Raw genomic sequence first — 23,793 nt, 5'->3', positions numbered from 1 at the left:
ATGCGGTGGGGGCGGGCGGTTCGGTACGCCCGCAGGCGGACAGGGGCAGGAAGGCAGCACCGGCCAAGGCGGTGCCTGCCAGCATCAACTGCCGTCGTTGCAGGTCGATGTCGCGGGGAATATCCGGCATGACGAGGATCCGGGTGGGTGGGGCGGCGCCCACCTTCCCATCCCCACTCGCGCGTCGATTGCACCGGCGTGCGCAGATGCGGCGTCACGCCCATGGCGCGTGAGCGCAAGCGGGGAAACGCAGGGGCGCAGGTGCGCTAGAGTCCGCGGACCTTCACTGGAGCGCTGTCATGCCGATCGAACTGAAGATGCTGGCCTGGTCCGTGGCCCTCGGCCTGGTGCACGTACTGCTCGGCGCGGCGCTGATCACGCACCAGCGTGGGCTGCGCTGGAACGTGGGCGCGCGCGATGCGGTGCTGCCGCCGGTCACCGGCGTGGCCGCGCGCGTGGATCGCGCACTACGCAACTTCCTGGAGACCTTTCCATTCTTCGCCGCGGCCGCGCTCGCGGTCGTCGTGCTGGAACGGGGCGACGCCAGCACCGCGCTGGGCGCGCAGTGCTATTTCTGGGCGCGCCTGGCGTATGTGCCGCTGTACGCGGCCGGGGTGCCTTACCTGCGCACGGTGGTGTGGGGCGTCTCGCTGTGGGGCCTGCTGCAGCTGCTGTGGGCCCTGCTGTGATCGCGCAGGGCTGCGGGTTCATCGCAGGGCAGGCCTGGGGCGCCGGATTGACACTAGACTAGGGGCGAACCCCTTCAGGCCCGCGCCCTTTCGCGCGGGCGTCGTGCGACCGAACGATGCTGTCCCGCCTTTCCCCCCTGACAAGCCTGGTGCTGCTGGCCTCCCTGGCGTTGGCCGGCTGCCGCATGGACGCTCCCGACATGGCGCCCGACGCGCTGGCGCAGGCGCCGGTGGAGCCGCCGAAGGACACCCCCGCGCAGCAGGCCGAGCGTGGTGACGGTGCGGTCTCCAGCGGACCCGTTCCCACCGGTACCCGCGGGCAGGACAGGGCGCTGCCGACCGATTGGCCGAGCGCACGGGTGACCTCCGGTACCGCACAGGTCAGCTGCCAGGCCGACTACACCACCGAGGAGGGCGATGGCGTACCGCTGGAATCGCTGGCCTTCTTCAGTGTGGTGGATGCGCTGTCGCCGTGCCAGAAGGGCGGTGTGCTGCGCCTGCGCTACCAGGGCAAGATCGCGGCCGATTTCACCGACCTGGTCACGCGCGTGGCCGACATCGCCGACCGCATGGGCATCCACAAGCGCATCCTGGACCTGGATTCGGCCGGCGGCCAGGTCGAGGACGCCATCCGTGCCGGCGATGCCATCGGTGCCAGTGGCTGGACCATCTGGGTGCGCGAAGGCTCGATCTGCCACAGCGCGTGCGTGTTCGTGCTGGGGGCCGGCGACAACCGGATGATCTCCGGCAAGGTGGGCGTGCACCGCATCATCCGCATGAGCTCCACCGCCACCACCCGCAGCGAACTGAACGAAGAACTGCGCGGCGTCTACGACCGGGTGAAGGACTACCTGTCGCGCAACGGCGTGGCCGTGGCGGTGGCCGACCTGATGATGACGGTGCCCAACCGCCGGCTTCGCCTGCTCGACAAGGACGAACTGCAGGAATACGGCCTGGATGGCACCAACGCAGCGCAGGACGATCTGGACCGCCTGCAGTTGATGCGCCGTTGCGGCGAGGACTTCGTGCTGCGCCGCGACGCCTTCATGCGCAGTTTCGACAGCCAGTGCAAGACCGCGGGCGCCGGGCTGGACGAGATGCAGGCCTGCGGCCTGGCGCTGCGCGAGCAGTTCCGCTTCCCCGACGCGAACTGCCCGGCCGACAGCCCGCTGTCGGAGTTCGACCGCATGGCCGATGTGGAAGCGGCACCGGAGGACGCCGCCGACGCCCCTCGGTCAGAGGCGGGCACCGCACCCTGAGCCGCACGCCGCGCCATGGCGGCGCACTGAGGCTTTGTCGTTCACGCGTCAACCAAAAGGCTCAACGCCGAGGTTTGTTGCGAGTAGAGCGATGTGGAGCCGGGCAGGGGGGCTAGCCCTCGACGCCCAGCACCCGGATCTCGGTATCGCCCACGCGAACGATCTGACCGGCCCGGATCTTCGCCGTCTTGCGCAGCTCCACCACGCCGTCCACCGTCACGTCGCCGCTGGCGACGATGGCCTTGCCCTGGCCGCCGCTGTCGGCAAGGCCGACCAGTTTCAGCAGCTGGTTGAGTTCCACGTGCTCGCGATCCAGGTCGAAGTCGATGGTGTGCATGCGGGCAGTGTAAGGCAGGGCCCGCTCACTCGCGCTCGAAGCGTGCGATCTCCTCCAACTGCGCACGTGCGCGGCGGATGCCCCCGCTTTCCTCCCAGCCGGTGGCCGTCGGCAGCCGGCGGGTGCGTCGCCAGTGGAGGACGCCCACCGTCCCCAGGAAGCCGGCGATACCCAGCGCCAGGCTCCAGGTGATCCACGCCGGCGTGCCGGCCGCGGGATCCACAGGACCCAAGCCAGCGAAACCCACCACCACCAGCACCCACATCACCCACCAGGGCGCGCCGCAGACGGTCGCATTGATCGCATGGAAGCGCCGCAGCAAGGCGAACCGTTTCTGGATCTTCAATACCGGCGCGGTGTAGTCCATGGTGCCGATCAGGCCCATGGTGATGAACGCCATCACCATCGTGACCACGCCGAACGCATGCAGCACGATGCCCGTGGCGAACAGGCCCGGTACATCCGTGTTGCGTCCCCAGCAGGCCACGCCCAACACCAGCAGGCCGATGCCCAGCATCGCCTGCAGCGCCTGGCCCCAGAACAGCGGGCGCACGCTGGCGCGCACCCGGTCCAGCTTGCGGTCGCGCAGCAGCTGCCACTGGATGGCTTCCTGCCGCTCCAGGCGATCGCCCAGCACCTGCCAGGCGGCTTTGAGTTCGTCGAGTTCCATGATGAGGTTCCTGTAACGGGTGCGGTCAGAGTTCGTTGCGGACGCGCTGCTTCAGCCGGCTGATCTTGGTGGCGACGTTGGTCTCGCTCAGGCCGAGCACGTCGGCCATCTCGCGGTAACTGCGGTCTTCCAGATAGAGCAGCAGCAGGGCGCGGTCGAGCGGGGGTTGTGCGTGGATGAAGCGGTGCAGCTGGTCCACCTGCTGGCGCGCTTCGTGGTCGTGGGCGTGCGGATCGGCCACCTCGCCGTGGTGGTCGCCGAAGGGCTCCGGCTGCACACCCCGAGTCCGGCCGCGCACGTAGGAAATCGCCACGTTCAGCGCGATCCGGTACATCCAGGTGGCGGCAGGGCGCTGCGGGTCGTAGCCGGGCCAGGCGCGCCAAAGCTGGGTGGCGATCTCCTGCATCAGGTCGTCGCGGTCGTCCGGGTGCCAGGCATAGGTGCCGGCCACCTTGGCGACAATGCCGCGATGAGCCTGCAGCAGGGCCTGGAAGCCCTCGCGTGCGTCCGTGTCCGTGGGAGAAGTCATGGCGAGCGTCGTTTCCATTCCGGCACCGGGGCGATTGTGCGGTCAGAAGGTGATTCGCCGGCAAGCGAGAAACATCACAGCCCGGGGCCGCACGAGTCCCCGGAGCCGCTGTACCCCCGCCCTGATATGTGAAAATGCGGCATCGGGTCCGTCTCGGGCTCCAAGTAAACCTCGACGGCCTTCCCGCATGACGACCCACCTCGACCACGTGCGCGTGCGCTACGACAGCGTTCCCTATGCGTCGTACGCCTATCCGCAGTGCGCCCCCGAACACCTCGCCGCCGTAGCCACGCTGTTTGGACATGCCGCACCTGACCCGCGTACCGCGCGTGTGCTGGAGCTGGGCGGGGCATCGGGTGGCAACGTCATTCCGTTCGCCGTCCGCAATCCCGGTGGCGAAGCGGTCTGCGTGGACCTGTCCGAGGTGCAGGTGGATGCTGGCCGTGCGCAGGTGGTCCGTATGGGCCTGCAGAACATGCAGATGATCGCCGGCGACCTGGCGACGCTGGATCCCACCGCGCTGGGCCGTTTCGACTACATCGTCTGCCATGGCCTTTACAGCTGGGTGCCGGCCGCGATCCAGGATGCTCTGTTGCAGCTGTGCAGCGCGTGCCTGTCCGAGGATGGCGTGGTGTTCGTCAGTTACAACACCTATCCGGGTTGGAAGGCCAAGGAAATGCTCCGCGATGCCATGCTGCTGCACAGCGCGGACCGCGACAGCGCGCAGGAACAGGTCGCGTATGCGCGCGCGATGGTGGGCTTCCTGCAGAACGTGGCGCCGCGCGATGGGCTGATGGCGCATGTGCTGCAGGAAAACCTGCCGTATCTGCGCGATCCGACCGATCACTACATCGCGCACGAGTACCTCGAACCGTACAACCTGCCGTGTTATTTCCAGCACTTTTTGCAACGCGCGCGTGGATACGGACTGGACTATCTGGCGGAAGCACAGCCTTCGATGATGGTGCCGGCCAACTATGGTCCGCAGATCGCCGAGCCTCTGCAGCGCGCCTTCGGCCACGACCAGGTGCGGATGGAGCAGTACCTGGATTTCGCCATCAACCGCGCGTTCCGGCAGACGTTGTTGGTCCATGCGAGGCATGGCACGCGCGACTTTGCCCTGGATCGCGCGCGGTTCAAGGCGCTGCACTTCGCTGCCCGCATGCCATGCCGGGATGGCGTGACGCGACAGGATGGATCAGTCCAGCATTTCGGCGTGCAGGACACTCCGGGAATCGGTACGGGACTGAGCGCGGCCAAGTGCGCCTTCGATCTGCTCACCTGCCGCTGGCCGGCGACCGTGCCGCACGACGAGCTCGTCGCCCATGCGTTCGAGGCTCAGCGCGGCCCCGACTGGCTGCCGCGGGAACAGGTCGAGGCCGCGACCGACGAGCTTCTGCAGGTGCTGGTGCTCAAGGGCGTGGCCCGCATCCGCCGCGAGGCCATTCCAGGGCACATGTCGCTCGAGCGGCCCCACGTCGACAGGGGCGTGCGGGCGATGGTCGCCGCACAGTCGCCGGGCAGTCCCCACGCGGCCGACCTCTGGCATGACGGCCTTGACCTGTCGCCCGCCGCGCGCGTGCTGCTGCCGCTCATGGATGGCACGCGGGACCGCGCTGCCCTGGTCGCATGCTGGGCGGGGGATCCCGGCCGAGTCGGCGTGCAGACCAGCAGCGCAGAAGAGGACGTCGACGCCCTGCTGCGCTGGCTCGCAGGCATGGCGGTCGCCGCCGCCCCCGAGGGCTGATTCAAGCGCATTTGCGCGGCAGCGCGACACAAAGGGCCCCCAAGGCGCACAATATGCGGCTCGGCGTGCGGCTCCGCGACGCCCCGGAGTCTCTCGCATGTCCACCGAATCCCCTTCGCCCGCTCCCCTGCTGTTCGCCGATCTCGGCCTGTCCGCGCCGGTCATGGCCGCCGTCACCGCGGTGGGCTATGAAAGCCCGTCGCCGATCCAGGCGGCCACCATTCCCGCCATGCTGGCCGGCCGCGACGTGCTGGGCACGGCGCAGACCGGTACCGGCAAGACCGCCGCGTTCGCGCTGCCGGTGCTGTCGAACATCGATCTGAATGCCGAGCGCCCGCAGGCTCTGGTGCTGGCGCCCACGCGCGAGCTGGCCATCCAGGTGGCCGAGGCGTTCCAGAAGTACGCGACGAAGGTCCCGGGGTTCCACGTGCTGCCGATCTACGGCGGCCAGAGCTACTACCCGCAGCTGCAGGCGCTGAAGCGCGGCGTTCATGTCGTCGTCGGCACGCCCGGCCGCGTGATCGACCATCTGGAGCGCGGCTCGCTGGACCTGTCCGGCCTGACCACGCTGGTGCTGGACGAGGCCGACGAGATGCTGCGCATGGGCTTCATCGACGATGTCGAGACCGTGCTCAAGAAGACCCCGGAACCGCGCCAGGTGGCGCTGTTCTCGGCGACCATGCCGCCGGCGATCCGGCGCATCGCCCAGACCTACCTGAAGCAGCCGGTGGAAGTCACCATCGCGGCCAAGACCACCACCTCGGCCAACATCCGCCAGCGCTACTGGTGGGTGAGCGGCATGCACAAGCTGGATGCACTGACCCGCATCCTGGAAGTGGAACCGTTCGACGGCATGATCGTCTTCGCCCGCACCAAGGCGGCGACCGAAGAACTGGCCGACAAGCTGCAGGCGCGGGGACTGGCGGCCGCCGCGATCAACGGCGATATGCAGCAGGCGGCGCGCGAGAAGACCATCCAGCAGCTCAAGGACGGCAAGCTGGACATCCTGGTGGCCACCGACGTGGCCGCGCGCGGCCTGGATGTGGAACGGATCAGCCACGTGCTGAACTACGACATCCCGTACGACACCGAGAGCTACGTGCACCGCATCGGCCGCACCGGCCGCGCCGGCCGCACGGGCGACGCCATCCTGTTCGTTACCCCGCGCGAGAAGGGCATGCTGCGCGCGATCGAGCGCGCCACGCGCCAGCCGATCGAAGAGATGCAGCTGCCCAGCGTGGAAGCGGTGAACGACCGCCGCGTGGAGAAGTTCCTGGCCCGCATCACCGACACGCTGGCGTCCGGCAGGGCGGGCGAGTTCCGCGCGCTGATCGAGCGCTACGAGCGCGAGCAGAACGTGCCGGCGGTGGACATTGCCGCCGCGCTGGCGCAGCTGGTGCAGGGCGATACGCCACTGCTTCTATCGCAGGAGCGCACGCCGCGCGAGGCGCGCCCGGCGCGCAGCGAGACCTACGGCAACGCGCCCCGTCGTGAGCGCGAGGAGCGGCCACGCCGTGACGATAGCCATGGCGAGCGTCCGGCACGCAGTGTCGACAAGCCCGAGCGTTCGAAGATCGAACGCCCCGACACCGACCGTCCGCGCGCCGACAAGCCGCCGCGCAGCGACAAGCCCGCGGTGGGCATGGAGACCTACCGCATCGAGGTGGGCCACATGCACGGAGTGAAGCCCGCCAACATCGTCGGCGCCATCGCCAACGAGGCGGGGCTGGAAAGCCGTTACATCGGCCGCATCGACATTCAGCACGACCACACCACGCTGGACCTGCCCGAGGGCATGCCGCGCGAGGTGCTGATGCACCTGAAGAAGGTCTGGGGGTCCGGCCAGCAGCTGCGCATCCACAAGCCGGGCGAGGGGGGCGGCGAGGCGTCGCCTCGCCGCTTCGGCGGGCCTGGTGCCGGCAAGGGCAAGCCGCGGGGCGACAAGCCGTTCGGCGCCGGCAAGCCCGGCCCCAGACCGCATCGCAAGGGCCCTCCGCGCGAGGGATGACGGCCGGCCGGCGCGGGGGCGCCGGCATGTGGCACGGAGTTTGCATTTCGTAGACGCAAGCCAGCGCACCGGGTGTCGGGAAGCGGCGACGTACCGGAGTGTTCGTGAGGGGATGGGGCAGGCAACGAGGCACGATCGCGGGGTGGCTGGTGCTGCTCTGTGCATTGCCGTGCCTGGCCCTGGCCACGCCGCAGGTCGGCCGCGACTACCTGGTCACCGGCGCCCCCACGTCCGAACAGGCCCCGCAGCGTCACTGTACGCCCGCCATGCGGGCGCAACTGACCGAGCGGGTGGAGATCCCCGCGCCGCCCGGCGGCTGGTCGGGTGCGCCGCAGGCGGTCAACGTATTCAACGTCTTCGCCGGTGAAGTCCGGGTGCATCATGGCGACCGCGAAGTCTGCGGGCGCATGCACGATGCCCGCACGCGCGACTCCCGCTTCCGTGCCGGCATCGGCATGGTGGCGGTACCTCCGGCGGGCAGCCGCGAGCCGATCCAGGTCGCCTGGGCCACGCCGCTGAAGGCGGGCTGGATCCCGACCGTTCGCATCGGTGCGCCCAGCCCGATCCAGCAGTTCGATACCGCGCGGCTGCTGGTGCGCACGGCCTGCGTGGCCATCGCCATCGCGCTGGCCTTCATGGCGCTGATGGGCTTTCTGAGCACGCGCGACCGCGTTTTCCTGGGCTACACACTGCTATGCACGCTCACCGTGCTGGGCCAGGCCGTACTCAGCGGCCTGAGCGGTTATCCGGAACCCTGGCTGCCGATCGGCGACCAGGAATCGCGCTGGCTGGTGGTGCTCTCGTGCCTGGGCCTGCCCGTGCTGCTGTATGTGATGTGGCTGCTCACCGGTGCCGCACGTGCGTGGCGGGCAGCGGGCCGCTGGCTGGCCCGCGCGACGGTGGCGTTCTGCGCGACGGCACTGCTGGCGGAGTGGGTGCCGCGGGGGGCGCTGTCGCGGCCGGCCACGGGCATGGATGCAGGTTTCGCGGCGGGCTGCGTGGCGATCCTGGTCCTGAGCCTGGCCGGCCTGCGCCGCCGCCGGGGGGACGCCCTGGCCGCGATCGCCGCCGTGCTGCCATTCCTGGCGATGACGCTCATGGACATGGCCGACAACGGAGTCCTGATCGAATACCGGGTGGAAGCGATCCAGCTTGCGATCACCTGGTTCCTGACCGTCAGCGCCTACGTGCTGAACCTGCGCCTGGGCCAGCTGCGGCGCCAGCGCGACGAGATGCGCGCGCTGGCCGATACGGATGAACTGACCGGCCTGCCCAACCGTCGCGCCGGCCTGAAGCGGCTGGAACAGCACATGGACGCGGCCCGCGCCGACGGCGGGCTGCTGGCGGTCGGCTTCCTCGACATCGACCTCTTCAAGCGCATCAACGATGTCCACGGTCATGCCGTCGGCGACCGCGTGCTGGTGGCCGTGGCGGCCACGCTGACCTCGGCGGTGCGGGATCCCGCCGATGTCATCCGCATGGGCGGCGAGGAGTTCCTGGTGCTGTTGCCCGGGATCGGCGGTGCGACGGCGCGGGCGCGCCTTGACGCGATGGGGACCGGGGTGGGCGCCGCGGGGGCCGCCCTCGGCATCGAAGGGCTGGCGGTCACCGCCAGCATCGGCCTGGCCAGCCTGACGCCCGACGACGCCGACGCGGCGTCCCTGCTGCGGCGTGCCGACGAAGCCATGTACCGGGCCAAGCGCGCCGGTCGTGACCGGGTAGTGGAAGCCGGGTCCACGCCCGACGGCGAAGGCTGAGAGCCTGCGGCTTCTCCGGCAAGGTCGGCCGGGGCCTCAAGTGCGCCGAAGGCAGGCCGATCAACCGGAGTGGAACCCTGCGCCGATGTCTTCTCCGCCGGGACCGAAAGGAGCCAGGTGTGACACATACGGACGTCTCCACGACCGAAGCCGCCCCGTCACCGGACGACCGCAACCTGCGGCGGCTGCCGGCCCGCGTGGCGGTGCTCATCGCCCTGTCGGCGCTGGGCGCGCTGCTGATCGCGGCGATCCTGGAGACGCAGGCCGGCGCGACGGCCTACATCATCGGCGAGGGCCACTGGTCCAAGGCGCAACAGCGCGCCGTGCACAGCCTCTACCGCTATGCCGGCCATGGCGACCCGGCGGACCTGGCCGACGCGCGGGAGGCGCTGCGTGGGCCGCTGGGCGACCGCGCCGCTCGCCAGGCCCTGGAGCGCGACCCGGTCGACCTCGCGGCGGCGCGTGCGGGGTTCCTGCAGGGCGGCAATGCGCCGCAGGACATCGAACGCCTGGTCTGGATGTACCGCCTGCTGCACGATGCGCCGTACTTCCGCGAATCGGTCCGCCTATGGCGGGAGGCGGAGGCCGAGATCGACCAGCTGGGCGTGCTGGCCGATACGCTGGAAGCCCATCGGGCGCGGCGCGTGCCCGATGAGGCCAGCGTGCTCGCCTACAAGCGGCAGCTCACCGCCATCGATGCGCGCCTGCGACCGAAGGAGCTGGCCTTCTCGCGCTCGCTGGCCGAGGGCGCGCACTTCCTGCGACGCATGCTGCTGGCGCTCAGTGCGGCCGCCTTTGTCCTGCTGTGCGCTTACGCCCTGCATGTGATGCGCAGCACCCTGCGCCGCGTGCGCGACACGGAAAGCGAGTTTCGTCTGGCCTTCCACCAGTCGATGGTGGGCATGCTCAAGGTGGATCGCCAGGGACGCTTCACCCAGGCCAACGAGGCGCTGGGCCGGATCCTGGGCATGTCGCTGACGGAGCTGCGCATGCAGCGTCTGGCCGATGTGCTCCACGCCGATGACCTGCCCGTGGACGAGCGCGGCGCCATCGACTGGGTGCGGTTGCAGGAGCCGGGCGAGCGCCGCCTGCTGCGCCGCGATGGCACGGTGCGCTGGGTGCGCTGGAGCGCTTCGTGGGTCGGCGTGCGCGGTGGGCGCGGCGAGCAGCTGTTCGCGCTGGCCGAGGACGTGTCCGAAGCGCACGAACTGGCCTGCGAGATCGCCCACCAGGCCAGCCATGACGAACTCACCGGCCTGATCAACCGGCGCGAGATCGCGCGCAGGCTGGACCGCGCGCTGGAAACCGCGCACGGCGGCGGGCAGCGGCACGCGCTGTGCTTCATCGACCTGGACCAGTTCAAGCTGGTCAACGACACCTGCGGGCACGAGGCCGGCGATCGCTTCCTGTGCCATTTCGCCACCCGCCTGGCGTCGCAGCTGCGCCGCGGAGACTGGCTGGGCCGGTTGGGGGGCGACGAGTTCGCCGTGCTGCTGCACGACACCACGCTGGACGAAGCGGAAGCCGCGATGGCGCGCGTGCACGCGGCATTGGCCGGGCAGGCATTCCGATGGAACGGACGCGCGTTCGGCCTGAATTGCTGCGTCGGCGTTGTCGAGATCAACGACGAGGCGATCGATGCCGACTGGCTGCTGCGGGCGGCCGATGCGGCGTGCTACGTGGCCAAGGAGGAGGGACGCAACCGCATCCGCTGCTACCGCGACGCGGACCCCAGCCTGTCGCGTCGCCGCCACGAACTGGAATGGGTGGCGCACACGCAGCTGGCCATCGCCGAGGACCGGCTGGTGCTGTACGCACAGCGGATCGTGCCGCTCGAGGGTCCGCCGCGCCTGCAGTACGAGGTGCTTGTTCGTCTGCGCGACCGCGAGGGCAGGCTGCATGCGCCGGGCGTGTTCCTGCCGGCCATGGAGCGTTACGGCCAGGTCATGGCGGTCGACCGGTTCGTCCTGATGGCCGTGTGCCGGCATTTCGCGCGCAATCCGGGCCGGCTGGCCGGCGTGGAGCTCTGCCACGTCAATGTCTCCGCCCAGTCCGTCGCGGATCCGGCCTTCCTGGAGCATGCCGGCGCATTGCTGGACCGCCATCCCGGCGTGGCGGCGCGGCTGTGCTTCGAGATCACCGAAACCGCGGTGATCGCCAACCTCGACGACGCCTGCCGCTTTATCGAGGCGATGCGTGTCCGCGGGTGCCGGATCGCGCTGGACGATTTCGGCAGCGGCCTGTCGTCGTTCGCCTACCTGAAGCGGTTGCCCGTGGACATCCTCAAGATCGACGGCGCGTTCGTACGCGACCTGGGGCGCGGCGGATCGGACCTGGCGCTGGTGCGTTCGATGAGCCAGATGGGTCAGGCGCTGGGCAAGGTCACCATCGCCGAGTGGGTGGAGAGCGAGGCGGTGATGGCCCAGCTGCGCGAGGTGGGTATCGGCTGCGTGCAGGGCTACGCGGTGCACGTGCCATGCCCGCTGGACGAGCTGGTCGACGCGTGGGACACCGCCTGCGCCGAACCGGCCTGATGCCGGCCACGGCGCCGCGCCGATGCCCGATAATGGCGGCATGACCACCCGCCTGAACAAGTTCATCGCCGAAACCGGCTTCTGCTCCCGCCGCGAGGCCGACCGCCTGCTGGCCGAGCGGCGCGTCACCGTCAACGGCATGACCGCCGGCACCGGCGCGGTGGGGGGCGAGGGCGACGAGGTCCTGGTCGATGGCCAACCGCTGAAGGTGCGCACGGCAAAGGCGGGCAAGCGCCGGCATGTCTACATCGCCCTGAACAAGCCCGTCGGCATCACCTGCACCACCGAGTCGTCGGTGAAGGACAACATCGTGGACTTCATCGGCCACGAGCAGCGCATCTTCCCGATCGGGCGGTTGGACAAGGATTCGGAAGGCCTGATCTTGCTGACCAGCAACGGCGACATCGTCAACCAGATCCTGCGCGCCGAGAACCGCCACGAGAAGGAGTACCTGGTGGCGGTGAACAAGCCGGTCACCGACGAGTTCCTGCGCGGCATGGCGCGCGGCATGCGCGTGCACGGGCAGATGACGCTGCCGTGCCGGACCAGCCGCATCGCCAAGTTCGGCTTCCGCATCACCCTGACCCAGGGCCTGAACCGACAGATCCGCCTGATGGCCGCGGCGTTCGACTACCGCGTCACCCAGTTGCGGCGCGTGCGCATCGACAACGTGAAGCTGGGCGACCTGAAGGTGGGCCGCTGGCGCAACCTCACCGACCAGGAACTGCGCGGCCTGCTGCCGCAGCAGGAAAGCTGGTGATGCGATAGCGTGACCGCGGTCGCGGCACGGCCCGCGTCGGCGGGGCGGCATCGCGGCATACTGCGCCGGTCTTCCCGATCCCGTGACGGCATGAGCCCTCCGCCGAAGCCCGACAACGAGGAAGCGCGCCTGGACGCGCTGTACAGCTTCGACATCCTGGACAGCGCGCCGGAGCAGGGCTTCGACGATCTGGTCCGCATCGCGGCCGGGATCTGCGGCGTTCCGATGGCGGCGGTCACCCTGATCGACCGCGACCGCCAGTGGTTCAAGGCGCAGATGGGGATCGAGCATCCGGATCCCTCGCGTGAATCGTCGTTCTGCGCCCATGCCATCCTCGCGCCGGAGCGTACGATGGTGGTGCCGGATGCCACCCGCGACACGCGTTTCGCCGACAACCCGCTGGTCACTGCGGAGAACGGCATCCGCTTCTACGCCGGGGCGCCGCTGCTGACCCGCGATGGTTTCGCGCTGGGCGCCCTGTGCGTGGTGGACGACCAGCCGCGCGACCTGGCGCCGTTCCAGTGCGAGGCGCTGGAGGCCCTGTCGCGCCAGGTCACGCACCTGCTGGAGCTGCGCCGCGTCAGCCGCGACCTGAGTCACCAACTGCGCGAGCGCGCCTGGTACGAGCAGCAGATGCGGCTCTACCAGGCACAGCTGGAGCAGCAGAACGCCGAACTGTCCGAGCAGACCCGCACCGATCCGCTGACCGGCCTGCCCAACCGCCGCGCGTTCGCCGCCGCGCTGGCGGGAGCGATCACGAGAACCACGGGGACCGGGGACCCGCTGGCGGCCGCGGGGGTGGACGTAGACCACTTCAAGACGATCAACGCCCTCCATGGGCACGCCGAGGGCGACCGCGGACTGGTCGCGCTGGCCGACATGCGGAAGTCGCAGGCGGCCGGGCGCGGCATGGCGGCGCGCCACGGCGGCGAGGAGTTCGTCGTCCTGCTGCCCGGTGCCACGCTGGAGGAGGCCCGCCTGCAGTGCGAGTTCATGCGCCAGAGCGTAGGCCTGCTGCCGATCGGCCTGCCGGTCTCGGTCAGCATCGGCGGGGCGACGCACCGGCGCGGAGATGCCGCCGAGGACCTGTTCCGTCGCGCCGACCAGGCCTTGTACGAAGCCAAGCGCGGCGGACGCGACCGCGTGGTCGCCGCGGACTGAGTTGATCGCGATCAATGCGCGCTGCGACGCGTTGACGCATGCTGTTCACATGGGCGGCGCATCGGGCGATCGCCATGCACGGGAAGCACGACGATGAAGATCCTGTTGGCAGTGGATGGAAGCGCGATCGGCCTGGCCGCGGTTCGCCATCTGGTGGAGTTCAGCAAGTCGCTGGCGGAAACGCCTGCGGTGACCCTGCTCTACGTCGACCCGCCGCTGCTGCGTTCGGTGGCGCTCGAACTGGGCAGCGACGGTGTGGAGCGCTACCACGCCGAGAACGGCGCCTACGCCATGAAGAAGGCACGCACGGCGCTGAAGCGCGCGCAGATCCCGTTCGCCGAGAAGGTCGTGGTGGGCGAGCCGGCCGAGAGCATCGTCAAGCAGGCCAAGTCGGGCAAGGCGGACCTGATCGTGATGGGTACGCACGGCCGGGGCGCGCTGAAGCAGCTGCTGGTCGGCTCGGTGGCGCTGAAGGTCATCGCGACCAGTCCGGTGCCGGTGGTCGTCGCGCGCTGATCCGCGCGCGGCTCAATCGCCGCGGGTACGCCAGAGGGTGGGCCAGTCGCCGGGATGCCCGCCGCGGCACCACCCCAGGCGGTGGTAGCGCTGCAGGCGGAAGTCGCCGCCGTCGAACGCCCAGGTGGCGCTTTCGCCGCAGTCGGCAAGGCCGCGCCCCTTGGCGAAGTGCGACAGCTGGCCTTGCCCGAACCCGACATTGGTGAACGCGTCGATCACCCGTGGCGTTCCCTCGTCCGGCACGGGTACCGTCAATCTCAGGCGGCGTGGCGCACCGGCGCCGTCGCGGCGCAAGCGGAACAGCAGGCTGGACGACTGGTAGGCCCCGCGCCAGCACTCGAGCGCGACCAGTGCCTCATCGTCGTCCAGGGCGTGCGCTTCGTCGTAGGCGGTGTCGGGTTCGACAAAGCAGTCCTCGTGCCGTACGTCGTCCGCCGCCTGCAGGCGCACCCGCGCCACCAGGCGGGACGCCTCGGCGTCGTCCAGCGGAGGCGCCACTACCGCGCGGGTCGGCAACGGCGCCGCCGGCGCCGCCGGCACCTTCGCGGCCGGCAGCGGTCCGCGTCTGAGCAGGGCCGTCGTGGTGCCCAGCCGCCCCTGGGTTTCGTCGATCAGCAGCAAGGCGGCCGACAGGCCGGCGAGCGAGGCGGAGGGAGCGCCCTCGCCGATGCCTGCCCGCAGGTCGGTGCCGTTGCGGACCGCGTCGAGGAAGGCACGCACCTGCGCGCCGTCTTGCCCGATACGTTGAACGCCTTCATCGCCTGTCGCCGGCTGCAGCAGGGACGAAGCGGCGAACCGGGTGCCGTCCAGGCGCAGGTCGCGCGCGGCCACGGGAGCCTCCGATTCCAGCGACAGCTCAGGTTCGCCCGAAGGACTCGCATCGACCACCAGCCGCAGGATGAGCTGCGGATACGCCTCCTGCATGCCGATCGCTTCGCAGCGCGCGGTGTTGTCGCAGGCCACCACCCAGTCCTTGATCTCGCGGTACACGGGCGTGGCCGCCGAGGCGGCGGGCGCCATCGTCAGCGCGACGAGGGCCGCGGCGAACGGCAGGGTGCAGGAATCCGGGATCTTCATTCGACGATGTTCTTGGCTTCCGACGTGCCCAGCACTTCCGGATGCTCGATGCGTTTCGGACGCTGCGTCAGCGGGTGCAGGAACACCGCTGCCAGGATGATGCCCACGCCCAGGTAGAACAGCTGGGTCAGTTCGCGCTGTTCGCCCAGCAGCACGATGGCCAGCACGATGGCGTAGACCGGTTCCAGGTTGGTCACCAGCTGAACGCCGTAGGCGCTCAGGTGTTTCAGCGCCACCAGCGACAGGGCGAACGGCAGCAGCGTGCAGGCCAGCGACAGCACGACCAGCAGCACGCCGTCCTTCAGTCCAGGCAGTACGAACAGGTCGCCGGCGAAGGCCGGGAACAGCACCGGCATCAGCGGCGCGAGCGCGGTCAGCAGCAGCGTGCCCGCACCCAGTTCCAGGCCGGTGATCGTCAGCGGTTCGCCGTGGTCGATCAGGCGCTTGTTGAGCGGGCCGAACAGCGCCACCAGCAACGCCGACAGCGCGCCGACCAGCACGCCCAGGCGCATGCCGTCGGGAATGCCGCCCACCACCAGCGCGACGCCCGGCAGCACGGCGATGCCGAACAGCAGTTCGCGCCACGAGAACGGCCGTCGCGTCAGCCACGGCTCGATCACCGAGGTGAAGGCCGGTGCCAGCGCGATGCAGGTCACGGCCACCGAGGCATTGGACAGCTTGATGGCGCCATAGAACGTCAGCCAGTGCAGGGCGACGATCAGGCCGATGCCGCAGTAGGCGAGCACCACCTTCGCCGGCATCGCGCGCAGTCCGCGCCAGACGCGCGGCAGCAAGGCGAGGGCGGCCACCACAATCAGCATGCGCCACCACACCAGCGGCAGCGCGGACAGGCTGATCAGCTTGCCCAGGATGGGGGTGAAGCCCCACAGCAGCACGCACAGGTGGATCTGCAGCTGGGCCTTGGCGGTGGGGGTCATCGGCATGCGCGCATTGTCGCCGAAGCGCTGCGCGGCTGGCGCCCGGCCCACTCCCGACCGGCCCCCCGCCGTGGCAAGCTGGCAGGACCATGGACCGAGGATGTCCGATGCCGCCCGCACCGCTTGCCGTCCCATCCCGCGTCTGCGCCACCCTCGTGGGCCTGCTGTCGCTGGCCGCGCTGGTCCTGCAGTACGTGCTGATCCTGCAGCTGACCCGCGACAACGTCGGCGTGGTGCTGGGCACCGTGCGGTTCCTCACCTACTTCACCATCCTCAGCAACATCGCGGTCATGCTGGCCGCCTGCGCGGCAGCGGCGGGGCAGCCGGGGGTCTTCGCGCAGGCCCGCGTGCGCGGCGCAGTCGCGCTCTACATCGGCGTCACCGGCAGCATCTATTTCTTCATCCTGCGCCATCTGTGGCAGCCGCAGGGCGCGCAGTGGTGGGCCGACACCGGCCTGCACTACGCGGTGCCTCTGGCGTACTGGGCATGGTGGCTGGCCTGCGTACCGCATGGCACGTTGCGCTGGCGCGATGTGGCGGGATGGCTGCTGTTCCCGCTGGGCTATGTCGTCTGGGTGTTCCTGCGTGGCGCGTGGGTGGGCGAGTACCCGTATCCGTTCATCGACGTGGCCCAGCTCGGCTGGGCACGGGTCGGCGTCAACGCCCTGGGTGTGATGGCCGTGTTCGTGGTGCTGGGATTGGTCGTGGTGGGCCTGGATCATCTACTCGGTCGACGCAGGCGTCCCCTGTAGGAGCGACGTCAGTCGCGACCGCGAACCTACCGGTCAGGAAAGACTGCGCCGCTCACGGCGTCTAGGATCGCCAGCTGCTCTGGCAGGCCTGGTGTACGGTCGCGACTGACGTCGCTCCTACAGGAGACCAGGGGCCGCTGGACGCGTCCCGTGCGACATGCCATGTTCGCGCGCCACGCCCGTAGCGCCATTCAGGACTTCCGCATGACCTCCCCCGACGCATCGCAGCCGATCCCGCGGCCCTTCGATCGCCGCGATGCGAAGACGCTCGGTCTGTCGGCGCTGGGCGGCGCGCTGGAGTTCTACGACTTCGTCGTGTTCGTGTTTTTCGCGAAGACGCTGGGCGCGTTGTTCTTCCCGCCCGGCACCGCACCGTGGCTGGCGCAGCTGCAGGTTTACGGCATCTTCGCCGCCGGCTACGTGGCGCGTCCGCTGGGCGGCATCGTGATGGCGCATTTCGGCGACCGCCTGGGTCGCAAGCGCATGTTCACGCTCAGTGTTTTCATGATGTCGGTGCCTACGTTGCTGATCGGCCTGCGGCCCACGCATGCGCAGGTCGGTGCATTGGCGCCGTTGCTGTTGCTGGCGATGCGGATCGTGCAGGGCATCGCGGTCGGTGGCGAAGTGCCGGGTGCCTGGGTGTTCGTCGCCGAGCACGTGCCGCGCAGCCGCGTGGGCATTGCCTGCGCCACGCTGACGGCCGGCCTGACCGCCGGCATCCTGATCGGCTCGCTGCTGGCCGCGTGGATCAATACGCGCTACAGCGCCGCGGAGGTGCAGGCGTGGGTATGGCGCGTGCCGTTCCTGATCGGCGGCGTGTTCGGCTTTGTCGCGGTATGGCTGCGGCGCTGGCTGGAAGAAACGCCGGTCTTCGTCGAGATGCGCGAACGCCGGCAGCTCGCCCGGCAGGTGCCGGTCAAGCAGGTGCTCGCGGCGCATCGACCGGCCGTGGTGCTGTCGATCCTCGCCTCGTGGCAGCTGACGGCGGCGATCGTCGTGATCGTGCTGCTGACGCCGACCCTGGTGCAGACCAGCTTCGGCATCGCGCCCGCGGTCGCGTTCCACGGCAACAGCCTGGCGACGCTGGCGCTGGTGTTCGGCTGCCTGGCGGCCGGCTGGGCGGTGGACAGGATCGGCGTGGGACGCGCGCTGCTGTCGGGTTCGCTGGGGTTGGGTGTGGCCGCCTACGCGCTGTACGGTGCGCTGTTGGCGGGACACGAAGCGCAGTTCGTGGCCTGGTACACGCTGGCCGGCCTCTGCTGCGGGGTGGTCGGCGTGACGCCGGCGCTGATGGTCGCGGCGTTCCCACCGGAAGTGCGATTTTCCGGCCTGTCGTTTTCCTACAACGTGGCGTACGCGGTGTTCGGCGCCCTGACCCCGCCGCTGCTCGCCTGGCTGGCGGAGGCGTGGGGCCCGCTGGCGCCCGCGCACTATGTGGCCTTCACCTGCGTGATCGGTGCCGGCGTGGCCGCCTGGATCATCGCGAAGCGGCCATTGCGCTACTGAGGGTTCGCGAGTGCACGGATCAGTGCCATCGCCGCTGCAGGATTGCGTTCCTTGGCGCTGCTGATGAAGTACAGAAACACGTCGCGCCGGGGCAGCACGGGCGCAGGCTCGCCCACGTGCGGCAGTTCGGCGATGTCTTCACCGCGCGACCAGGCGCGTGCGCGCTCGGCCCATTGCGCCAGCTCCTGCGGTGGATACCCGGTGTCGATCGGCTGCGAGCGCATCAGGCGCGCATAGACGAAGTCCGCGGTGAGGTCGGCGAAGGAAGGATGTTCGGTGGAATCGGTGAAGACCGTGGCGACCTGATGTCGACGCGCGAGTTCGATGAAGTCCGCGTCCACGGCGGCGGGGTCGCGGAGTTCCAGCGCATGCCGCAGCGGGCGGCCATCCACATCGCGCGGGAGCAACGCCAGGAAGCCATCGAGTTCGTCCACCTCCACGCGTCGTCCCGCTTCGAACTGCCAGACCAGCGGCCCCAGCTTCGGGCCCAGTTCGGCGATGCCGCCGACGAAATCCTCCACCTGCGCCCGCGTCGAGGCCAGCGAGCGCGACTGCATGATCCGCTTGGGCGCCTTGGCCGAGAACACGAAGGCGTCCGGCGTCTGGTCGCGCCAGCTGGCGTAGGTCGCCGGCTTCTGCGCACTGTAGTAGGTGCCGTTGATCTCGATGGCGGTCAGCTGGCGGCTGGCGTATTCCAGCTCGCGCCGTTGCACCAGGCCATCGGGATAGAAGTTCTTGCGCCACGGCGCGAACGTCCAGCCGCCGATGCCGACGCGGATGCCGTCGGTGGCGAGGGGAGGCGGGGAAGCGAAGAGGTCGTCCATGTGCGAAGCATGGCCCGGTGCCCGCCGCTTCCGCGTTCCCATGCGGTCAACCGCCGCCCTCGGAGATGCCGCATGTCCTGGACCACGCCCGACCTCTGCGACCAGTACCCCGACGTGCAGGTCGCCGAGCCGGTGTTCCGCGGCTACGGCGGACGCATCGCGTTCGCCGGACCGGCGGTGACGGTCAAGTGTTTCGAGGACAACTCACGCGTGCGCGAACTGGCGGCGACGCCGGGCGAGGGCCGGGTGATGGTGGTCGATGGTGGCGGTTCGCTGCGGCGCGCGTTGCTGGGCGACCAGATCGCGGCGAATGCGGTGAAACACGGGTCGGCCGGCTTCCTGATCTTCGGTTGCGCGCGCGACGTTGACGCGCTCGCCGCTTTGCCGCTCGGTGTGCAGGCGCTGGCATCGCATCCGATGAAGACCGACAAGCGCGGCCTGGGCGACGTGGACGTGCCGGTAGCGTTCGCCGGCCTGTCGATCGCGCGGGGCGACTGGGTCTATGCCGATGCGAACGGGGTGCTGGTTGCCGGCGCTCGGTTGCATGAAGCATGAAAAAGGGCAGGCGATGTGCCTGCCCTTCTTCGTTGAGGGATGCCGGGAAGTCGCTGGATCCCCGCGTTCGCGGGGATGACGTCCCGGCAAAGGCGCGCTTGCGCGCGCGCCGGGACGTCACTTGATCGGTTCGTCCAGCATCAGCTGGCGGACGAAGCGCACCGGCGGCGCGCCGTACGCCAGCACCTGGTCGTGGTAGGCCTTCAGGTTGAACTGCGCGCCCAGCTTGGCTTCCGCGGCCTTGCGCATGTCGAAGTGCTCCTGCACGCCCACGAAGTAGGTGGGCAGCTGCGCCGAGGTCAGCTGTGCGCGGGTCCACTTGCCGGCGGCCTCGCGTTCCTGCTGGAAGGTCTGGCGCACCATCAGGTCCATCGCCTGTTCGCGCGTCCAGCCATCCACCTGCACGCCCTGGTCGAGGATCGCGTTGGCGATCGTGCGCAGGTAGAACTTCATCTGCACCAGGCGGAACAGCGGATCGTTGTCCAGGTAACCGGCGTCGGCCATCATCTTCTCGGTGTACACGGCCCAGCCTTCGGCGAACATGCCCGAACGCAGCACGGCGCGCAGCGTGGACGGGAACTTGGCCGAGTGCCAGCCTTCCAGGTAGTGGCCCGGCGTGCCTTCGTGGATGCTCAGCAGGTGGATCATCCGGCTGTTGTATTCGCGCAGGAACGAGTCGACCTGCTTCTGGTCCCACTCGTCCGGAATCGGCGAGACGGCGTAGAAGGTCTTCAGATTCTTGTCGAGCGGGCCGGGCGAGTCGCAGTACGCCACCGCCACGCCGCGCTGGAATTCCGGCATCTCGATGATTTCCACCGGCGCGTCCGGCAGCGTGACCAGGTCGTGCTTGCGCACGAATTCGGTGGCCTGCGCCAGCGCCGCCTCGGCATCCGGCACCACCTTGTCGCGTGCCGGGCGCTGGGCGTAGGCCAGCTCGAGCGCGGCCTCGATCGCCTTCTGCTGCTCGTCGGCGGTGGGCGTTTCCGGCAGCGCGGGCCCGCCGGGCTTGTCCTTCAGCACGGTGCGGGCGATGCCGTACATCTCTTCGCGCACGCGCTTGAGTTCGCCCTCGGCGCGCTGCTTGATGTCGGCGCGCGACAGCGACGACAGCAGCGCGAACTGCAGCTTCTGGTCGTACAGCGTCTGGCCGATGCGGAAGTCGCCCTTCGCGTTCGGGACCAGGGTCTTGTCCAGCCATGCCTGGTGCTCGGCCACGGCCTTCTTCAGGCCGTCGATGGCGGCTTCGGCCTGCGCGCGGTCGGCTTCCGGCAGGTCCTTGAGGTTCGGCGTGATGAAGGTGTCGACGATGCTGAGGATGCCGGCGTTCTGCTTGGCGACGGTCTCGGCATGCACCTTGGGCACGCGCGCCGGATCCAGGTTCTCGCGCGCCTGCGCCAGCAGCGCCGGGATCTTCTGCATGCGCGCGGTGGCGGATTTCAGGCGTTCCGGCAGCGGTGCGAATTCGCGCGCCATCAGGCCGTAGATCGCGCCGCCGGCAACGTTGTTGTAGACCTGCGGATCCCATGCCCAGCTCTGCAGGGTTTCCGCGGTCCAGATGTCGTACTGCAGCTGGTTGCGCAGGATGGCGGCGTCGACCTGGTTCTCGCGCGACAGCGCGGCGGTGTCGGTGGCGTCCAGTTCGGCCAGGATCTTCTTGCTGAACGCCAGGCCCTTCTGGCGGCCGGCGGCGCTCAGGTCGTCGAGTTCGCCGTCGTACTTGTGTTCGCCGATCTGGGTGGCGCTGACCGGCGAGAGCTGCAGCCACCCTTCCAGGGCGCGCTTGGAGAGGTCGGCGAAGGCCGCATCGGCCTTGGCGGTATCCGTGGTGGCGGCCGCCGTGTCGGCGCCGGCAGCGACGTTGGGGGCTTCGCTCTTCTGGCAGGCGGTCATCGAGGCCAGCAGGGCGGCGGCGAGCAGGGTCTTGCGCATGGGAATCCTGTTGCGGTGCGGCGTGAGCGGAGCGCACAGGATAGGCCGAAGGTCATGCCTGTACCCGTGCCATTCGATATACGCTTGGGCGGGTCCACCCGAGGAACCTGACATGACGCATGAGGGAAGCTGCCACTGCGGACGCATCGCCTTCGAGGTCGAGGGCGACATCGCAGAGGTCATCGATTGCAACTGCTCGCTGTGCCGCCGGCGCGGTGGGCTGCTGTGGTTCGCCCCGCGCGATGCGCTGGTGTTGAAGACGCCCGAAGGCGACCTGTCGACCTACACGTTCAACCAACACCACATCCGCCACCACTTCTGCGCCGTCTGCGGGATCGCGCCGTACGGCGAGGCGGCGCATCCCAAGACCGGTGCGCAGATGGTGGCCGTCAACGTGCGCTGCCTGCCGGGTGTGGACCTGGCCGGGTTGAAGGTGACGCCCTTCGACGGCGCCAGCCTCTGACCATCGCGACCAACGCAGGGAGATGACGATGCGGACTTCGACATGGTGGGTGCTGGCGGGTCTGCTGCTCTCCTCGGCTGCGCAGGCGGCATGTCCGCCCGAGGGCACCGATCCGGCTTCGCTGCAGGTGTTGCGCGAGCAGAAGTTCGCCGTTCCCGACGACGTGCGCGCCGCCCTGGTGGCGGGGCTGCCGGCGTGCCTGGCCGATCCCGATCCCGCCCTGCGCGATGGCGTGGCGTACGAGGGCCTCAGCACCTGGCTGCGCGCGGGCCAGGTGGACGTGACGCAGCGCCGCGCCTTGCGCGACCGCCTGTACGCGATGCTCGACCAGGAGGACGCCGCGGGATTCGGCCCGCCCTTCGCCGCGCTGGTGTTGTCGGAGGTGGCGCGCACCGACCGCATCGCGCCCTGGATGGCGGTCGAGGAACGCGCCGACATGGTCGCGCGCGCCGCTGCCTACCTGGCATCGGTGCACGACTATCGCGGTTTCGATGCGGTCGAGGGCTGGCGGCACGGCGTGGCGCATGGTGCCGACTGGCTGCTGCAACTGGTGCTCAACGCGCAGGTGGATCGCGCGCAGGTGGATGTGTTGCTGCAGGCCGTGGCGGAACAGGTGGTGCCGGAAAGCGTGCACGCCTATGTCTTCGGCGAGCCGGGGCGGCTGGCGCGGCCGGTGCTGTACGCCGCCAAACGGGGGCTGCTGGACGAGGCGGCGTGGACGCGGTGGTTCGGGGCGTTGCCAGCCCGGCTCGGCGTGGCGAAGCAGGCATACGCCGACAGCGCATGGCTGGCGCGCCGGCACGACCTGATGGCGTTCCTGATGAGCATCCATCTGGAAGCCGATCAGTCCGACGACCCCCATATCCGCGCGCTGAAGCCCGTGGTCGTCCAGACACTCAAGGCCGTGCCCTGACCGAATGCGCGTGGAATCAAGCGCCGCGGCGGCCCAGGAAATCGTCCGGCATCGGCGGCAGTGGCGTGTGCCCGTCGCGCGCCTCTTCCTTCCGCCGGTCGATGAAGGCCTGCGCGACAGCGCTGGGCGGTTTGTGCGCCGGATGCACGGCGTAGTAGGCGAAGCGCGCTTTCAGCGCGGGGCCCGGTAGCCGTACCAGTTCGTACCGCTGAAGATACGGCTGGGCGACATGGCGGCGCGCCAGCGCTGCACCGACGCCGTACACGGCCGCGCGCATCGCATCGGTGCTGTCGTTGAAGCTGTGCATCGCCGGCAGGCGCAGCCCGCGTACGCCCGCGGCGCGGAACCACTCGCGCCAGCCCTGCAGCGCCAGGTCCGTCACCAGCGGAAGCCGGGCGATCTGGCGCGGTTCCAGCACGGCGTCGATGCCGGGCAGGGCGGGCGACGCGACCGGGAACAGTTCGTCGTCCATCAGGTGGTGCGCGGTCAGGCCTGCCCAATGCCCGGGTCCGTGGCGGATGCCGAGTTCGGGGCCTTCGTCATCGAAGCGCGTCAGCGCGATGCCGGTATCCACGTGCAGGCGGATGTGCGGATGGCGCGCGCAGAAGCGCGGCAGCCGCGGCAGCAGCCAGCAGTAGGCGAGCGAATGCAGTGTGGTGATGCGCAGGGTGGTGGTCTTGCCGGCCAGCTTCAGGTGCGAGGCCACGGCGTCGATATCGCCCAGCGCCGCGTTGGCGGCATCGGCCAGTTGCCTGCCTTCCAGGGTCAGCTTCACGCCGCGCGCGTGGCGCTGGAACAGGACCACGCCGAGCAGCGCCTCCAGCTTGCGCACGTGGTGGCTGACGGCACTCGCCGTGAGGTGCAGTTCG

22 protein-coding genes are annotated in these 23,793 nt (G+C 69.6%); 14 read left to right on the top strand and 8 right to left on the bottom strand.

The annotated features are described in order from the left end of the window. Positions 1–299: 299 nt before the first annotated feature. Together CSC76_RS15745 and CSC76_RS15740 are read left to right on the top strand one after the other, a co-directional pair. Positions 300–689, top strand: a complete 390-nt coding sequence (locus tag CSC76_RS15745) for an MAPEG family protein (RefSeq protein ID WP_162110925.1) — start codon at positions 300–302, stop codon at positions 687–689. Between the two features lie 116 nt (positions 690–805). Continuing rightward, complete coding sequence (locus CSC76_RS15740) at positions 806–1,948, top strand: COG3904 family protein (protein ID WP_162110924.1); 1,143 nt, start codon at positions 806–808, stop codon at positions 1,946–1,948. Between the two features lie 112 nt (positions 1,949–2,060). On the opposite strand, the gene CSC76_RS15735 is transcribed toward CSC76_RS15740, so the two are convergent. Genes CSC76_RS15735 through CSC76_RS15725 form a run of 3 tightly spaced genes read right to left on the bottom strand, consistent with a single transcriptional unit; the run spans position 2,061 to position 3,484 of the window. Next, entirely contained in the window at positions 2,061–2,285 is a 225-nt protein-coding gene (locus CSC76_RS15735; RefSeq protein WP_162110923.1) for an RNA-binding S4 domain-containing protein, read from the bottom strand. Positions 2,286–2,310: 25 nt separating this feature from the next. Further along, the gene (locus CSC76_RS15730; RefSeq protein ID WP_162110922.1) at positions 2,311–2,955 is read right to left on the bottom strand and encodes a hypothetical protein; all 645 of its coding nucleotides are present in this window, start codon (positions 2,953–2,955) and stop codon (positions 2,311–2,313) included. Between the two features lie 25 nt (positions 2,956–2,980). Beyond that, entirely contained in the window at positions 2,981–3,484 is a 504-nt protein-coding gene (locus CSC76_RS15725; RefSeq protein WP_162110921.1) for an RNA polymerase sigma factor, read from the bottom strand. Between the two features lie 187 nt (positions 3,485–3,671). Here CSC76_RS15725 and CSC76_RS15720 point away from each other — a divergent pair, with 187 nt between their 5' ends. From CSC76_RS15720 to CSC76_RS15690, 7 genes are all read left to right on the top strand, one after another. Then, the gene (locus CSC76_RS15720; RefSeq protein ID WP_162110920.1) at positions 3,672–5,231 is read left to right on the top strand and encodes a methyltransferase regulatory domain-containing protein; all 1,560 of its coding nucleotides are present in this window, start codon (positions 3,672–3,674) and stop codon (positions 5,229–5,231) included. 97 nt (positions 5,232–5,328) lie between these two features. After that, positions 5,329–7,239 carry a DEAD/DEAH box helicase gene (locus CSC76_RS15715; RefSeq protein WP_162110919.1) on the top strand — a complete coding sequence of 637 codons (1,911 nt, stop codon included), beginning with the start codon at positions 5,329–5,331 and terminating at the stop codon, positions 7,237–7,239. 149 nt (positions 7,240–7,388) lie between these two features. Next, positions 7,389–8,996, top strand: a complete 1,608-nt coding sequence (locus CSC76_RS15710) for a sensor domain-containing diguanylate cyclase (protein ID WP_238395014.1) — start codon at positions 7,389–7,391, stop codon at positions 8,994–8,996. A 119-nt stretch (positions 8,997–9,115) separates the two neighbouring features. Beyond that, the gene (locus CSC76_RS15705) at positions 9,116–11,530 is read left to right on the top strand and encodes a putative bifunctional diguanylate cyclase/phosphodiesterase (protein ID WP_162110918.1); all 2,415 of its coding nucleotides are present in this window, start codon (positions 9,116–9,118) and stop codon (positions 11,528–11,530) included. A 40-nt stretch (positions 11,531–11,570) separates the two neighbouring features. Then, a complete protein-coding gene (locus CSC76_RS15700; protein WP_162110917.1) occupies positions 11,571–12,290 on the top strand; it encodes a pseudouridine synthase in 720 nt (239 codons plus the stop codon). A gap of 90 nt (positions 12,291–12,380) precedes the next feature. Beyond that, positions 12,381–13,451 carry a sensor domain-containing diguanylate cyclase gene (locus CSC76_RS15695; RefSeq protein WP_162110916.1) on the top strand — a complete coding sequence of 357 codons (1,071 nt, stop codon included), beginning with the start codon at positions 12,381–12,383 and terminating at the stop codon, positions 13,449–13,451. A gap of 93 nt (positions 13,452–13,544) precedes the next feature. Continuing rightward, a complete protein-coding gene (locus CSC76_RS15690) occupies positions 13,545–13,967 on the top strand; it encodes a universal stress protein (RefSeq protein ID WP_162110915.1) in 423 nt (140 codons plus the stop codon). A 12-nt stretch (positions 13,968–13,979) separates the two neighbouring features. Here CSC76_RS15690 and CSC76_RS15685 read toward each other — a convergent pair whose 3' ends face one another. Beyond that, positions 13,980–15,044, bottom strand: coding sequence for a DUF1176 domain-containing protein (locus CSC76_RS15685; protein WP_162110914.1), 1,065 nt, complete (start codon positions 15,042–15,044; stop codon positions 13,980–13,982). Further along, positions 15,041–15,988, bottom strand: coding sequence for a DMT family transporter (locus tag CSC76_RS15680; RefSeq protein ID WP_162110913.1), 948 nt, complete (start codon positions 15,986–15,988; stop codon positions 15,041–15,043). Before CSC76_RS15680 ends, CSC76_RS15685 begins: the two co-directional genes overlap by 4 nt. Positions 15,989–16,089: 101 nt before the next feature. Between CSC76_RS15680 and CSC76_RS15675 the strand changes: the two genes are divergently transcribed. After that, positions 16,090–16,734 (top strand): Pr6Pr family membrane protein, encoded by a 645-nt coding sequence (locus CSC76_RS15675; RefSeq protein WP_162110912.1) that lies wholly within the window; start codon positions 16,090–16,092, stop codon positions 16,732–16,734. A 204-nt stretch (positions 16,735–16,938) separates the two neighbouring features. Beyond that, the gene (locus CSC76_RS15670) at positions 16,939–18,240 is read left to right on the top strand and encodes an MFS transporter (protein WP_162110911.1); all 1,302 of its coding nucleotides are present in this window, start codon (positions 16,939–16,941) and stop codon (positions 18,238–18,240) included. On the opposite strand, the gene CSC76_RS15665 is transcribed toward CSC76_RS15670, so the two are convergent. Continuing rightward, positions 18,234–19,064, bottom strand: a complete 831-nt coding sequence (locus CSC76_RS15665) for a DUF72 domain-containing protein (protein WP_162110910.1) — start codon at positions 19,062–19,064, stop codon at positions 18,234–18,236. The two genes, CSC76_RS15670 and CSC76_RS15665, sit on opposite strands and share 7 nt — an antisense overlap. A gap of 72 nt (positions 19,065–19,136) precedes the next feature. Between CSC76_RS15665 and rraA the strand changes: the two genes are divergently transcribed. Beyond that, entirely contained in the window at positions 19,137–19,619 is a 483-nt protein-coding gene (gene rraA / locus CSC76_RS15660) for a ribonuclease E activity regulator RraA (RefSeq protein ID WP_162110909.1), read from the top strand. A 117-nt stretch (positions 19,620–19,736) separates the two neighbouring features. Here rraA and CSC76_RS15655 read toward each other — a convergent pair whose 3' ends face one another. Next, positions 19,737–21,548 (bottom strand): DUF885 domain-containing protein, encoded by a 1,812-nt coding sequence (locus CSC76_RS15655; RefSeq protein WP_162110908.1) that lies wholly within the window; start codon positions 21,546–21,548, stop codon positions 19,737–19,739. 112 nt (positions 21,549–21,660) lie between these two features. Between CSC76_RS15655 and CSC76_RS15650 the strand changes: the two genes are divergently transcribed. After that, the gene (locus CSC76_RS15650) at positions 21,661–22,011 is read left to right on the top strand and encodes a GFA family protein (protein ID WP_162110907.1); all 351 of its coding nucleotides are present in this window, start codon (positions 21,661–21,663) and stop codon (positions 22,009–22,011) included. 28 nt (positions 22,012–22,039) lie between these two features. Continuing rightward, positions 22,040–22,924, top strand: a complete 885-nt coding sequence (locus tag CSC76_RS15645) for a DUF2785 domain-containing protein (RefSeq protein ID WP_162110906.1) — start codon at positions 22,040–22,042, stop codon at positions 22,922–22,924. Positions 22,925–22,940: 16 nt separating this feature from the next. Here CSC76_RS15645 and CSC76_RS15640 read toward each other — a convergent pair. Next, a partial coding sequence (locus tag CSC76_RS15640) for a LysR substrate-binding domain-containing protein (protein ID WP_162110905.1) occupies positions 22,941–23,793 on the bottom strand: 853 nt, incomplete at its 5' end.

The organism is Pseudoxanthomonas mexicana (genome assembly GCF_010093385.1).
Taxonomy (GTDB): domain Bacteria; phylum Pseudomonadota; class Gammaproteobacteria; order Xanthomonadales; family Xanthomonadaceae; genus Pseudoxanthomonas_A; species Pseudoxanthomonas_A mexicana.
This window is presented reverse-complemented; position numbering and strand designations above follow the sequence as displayed.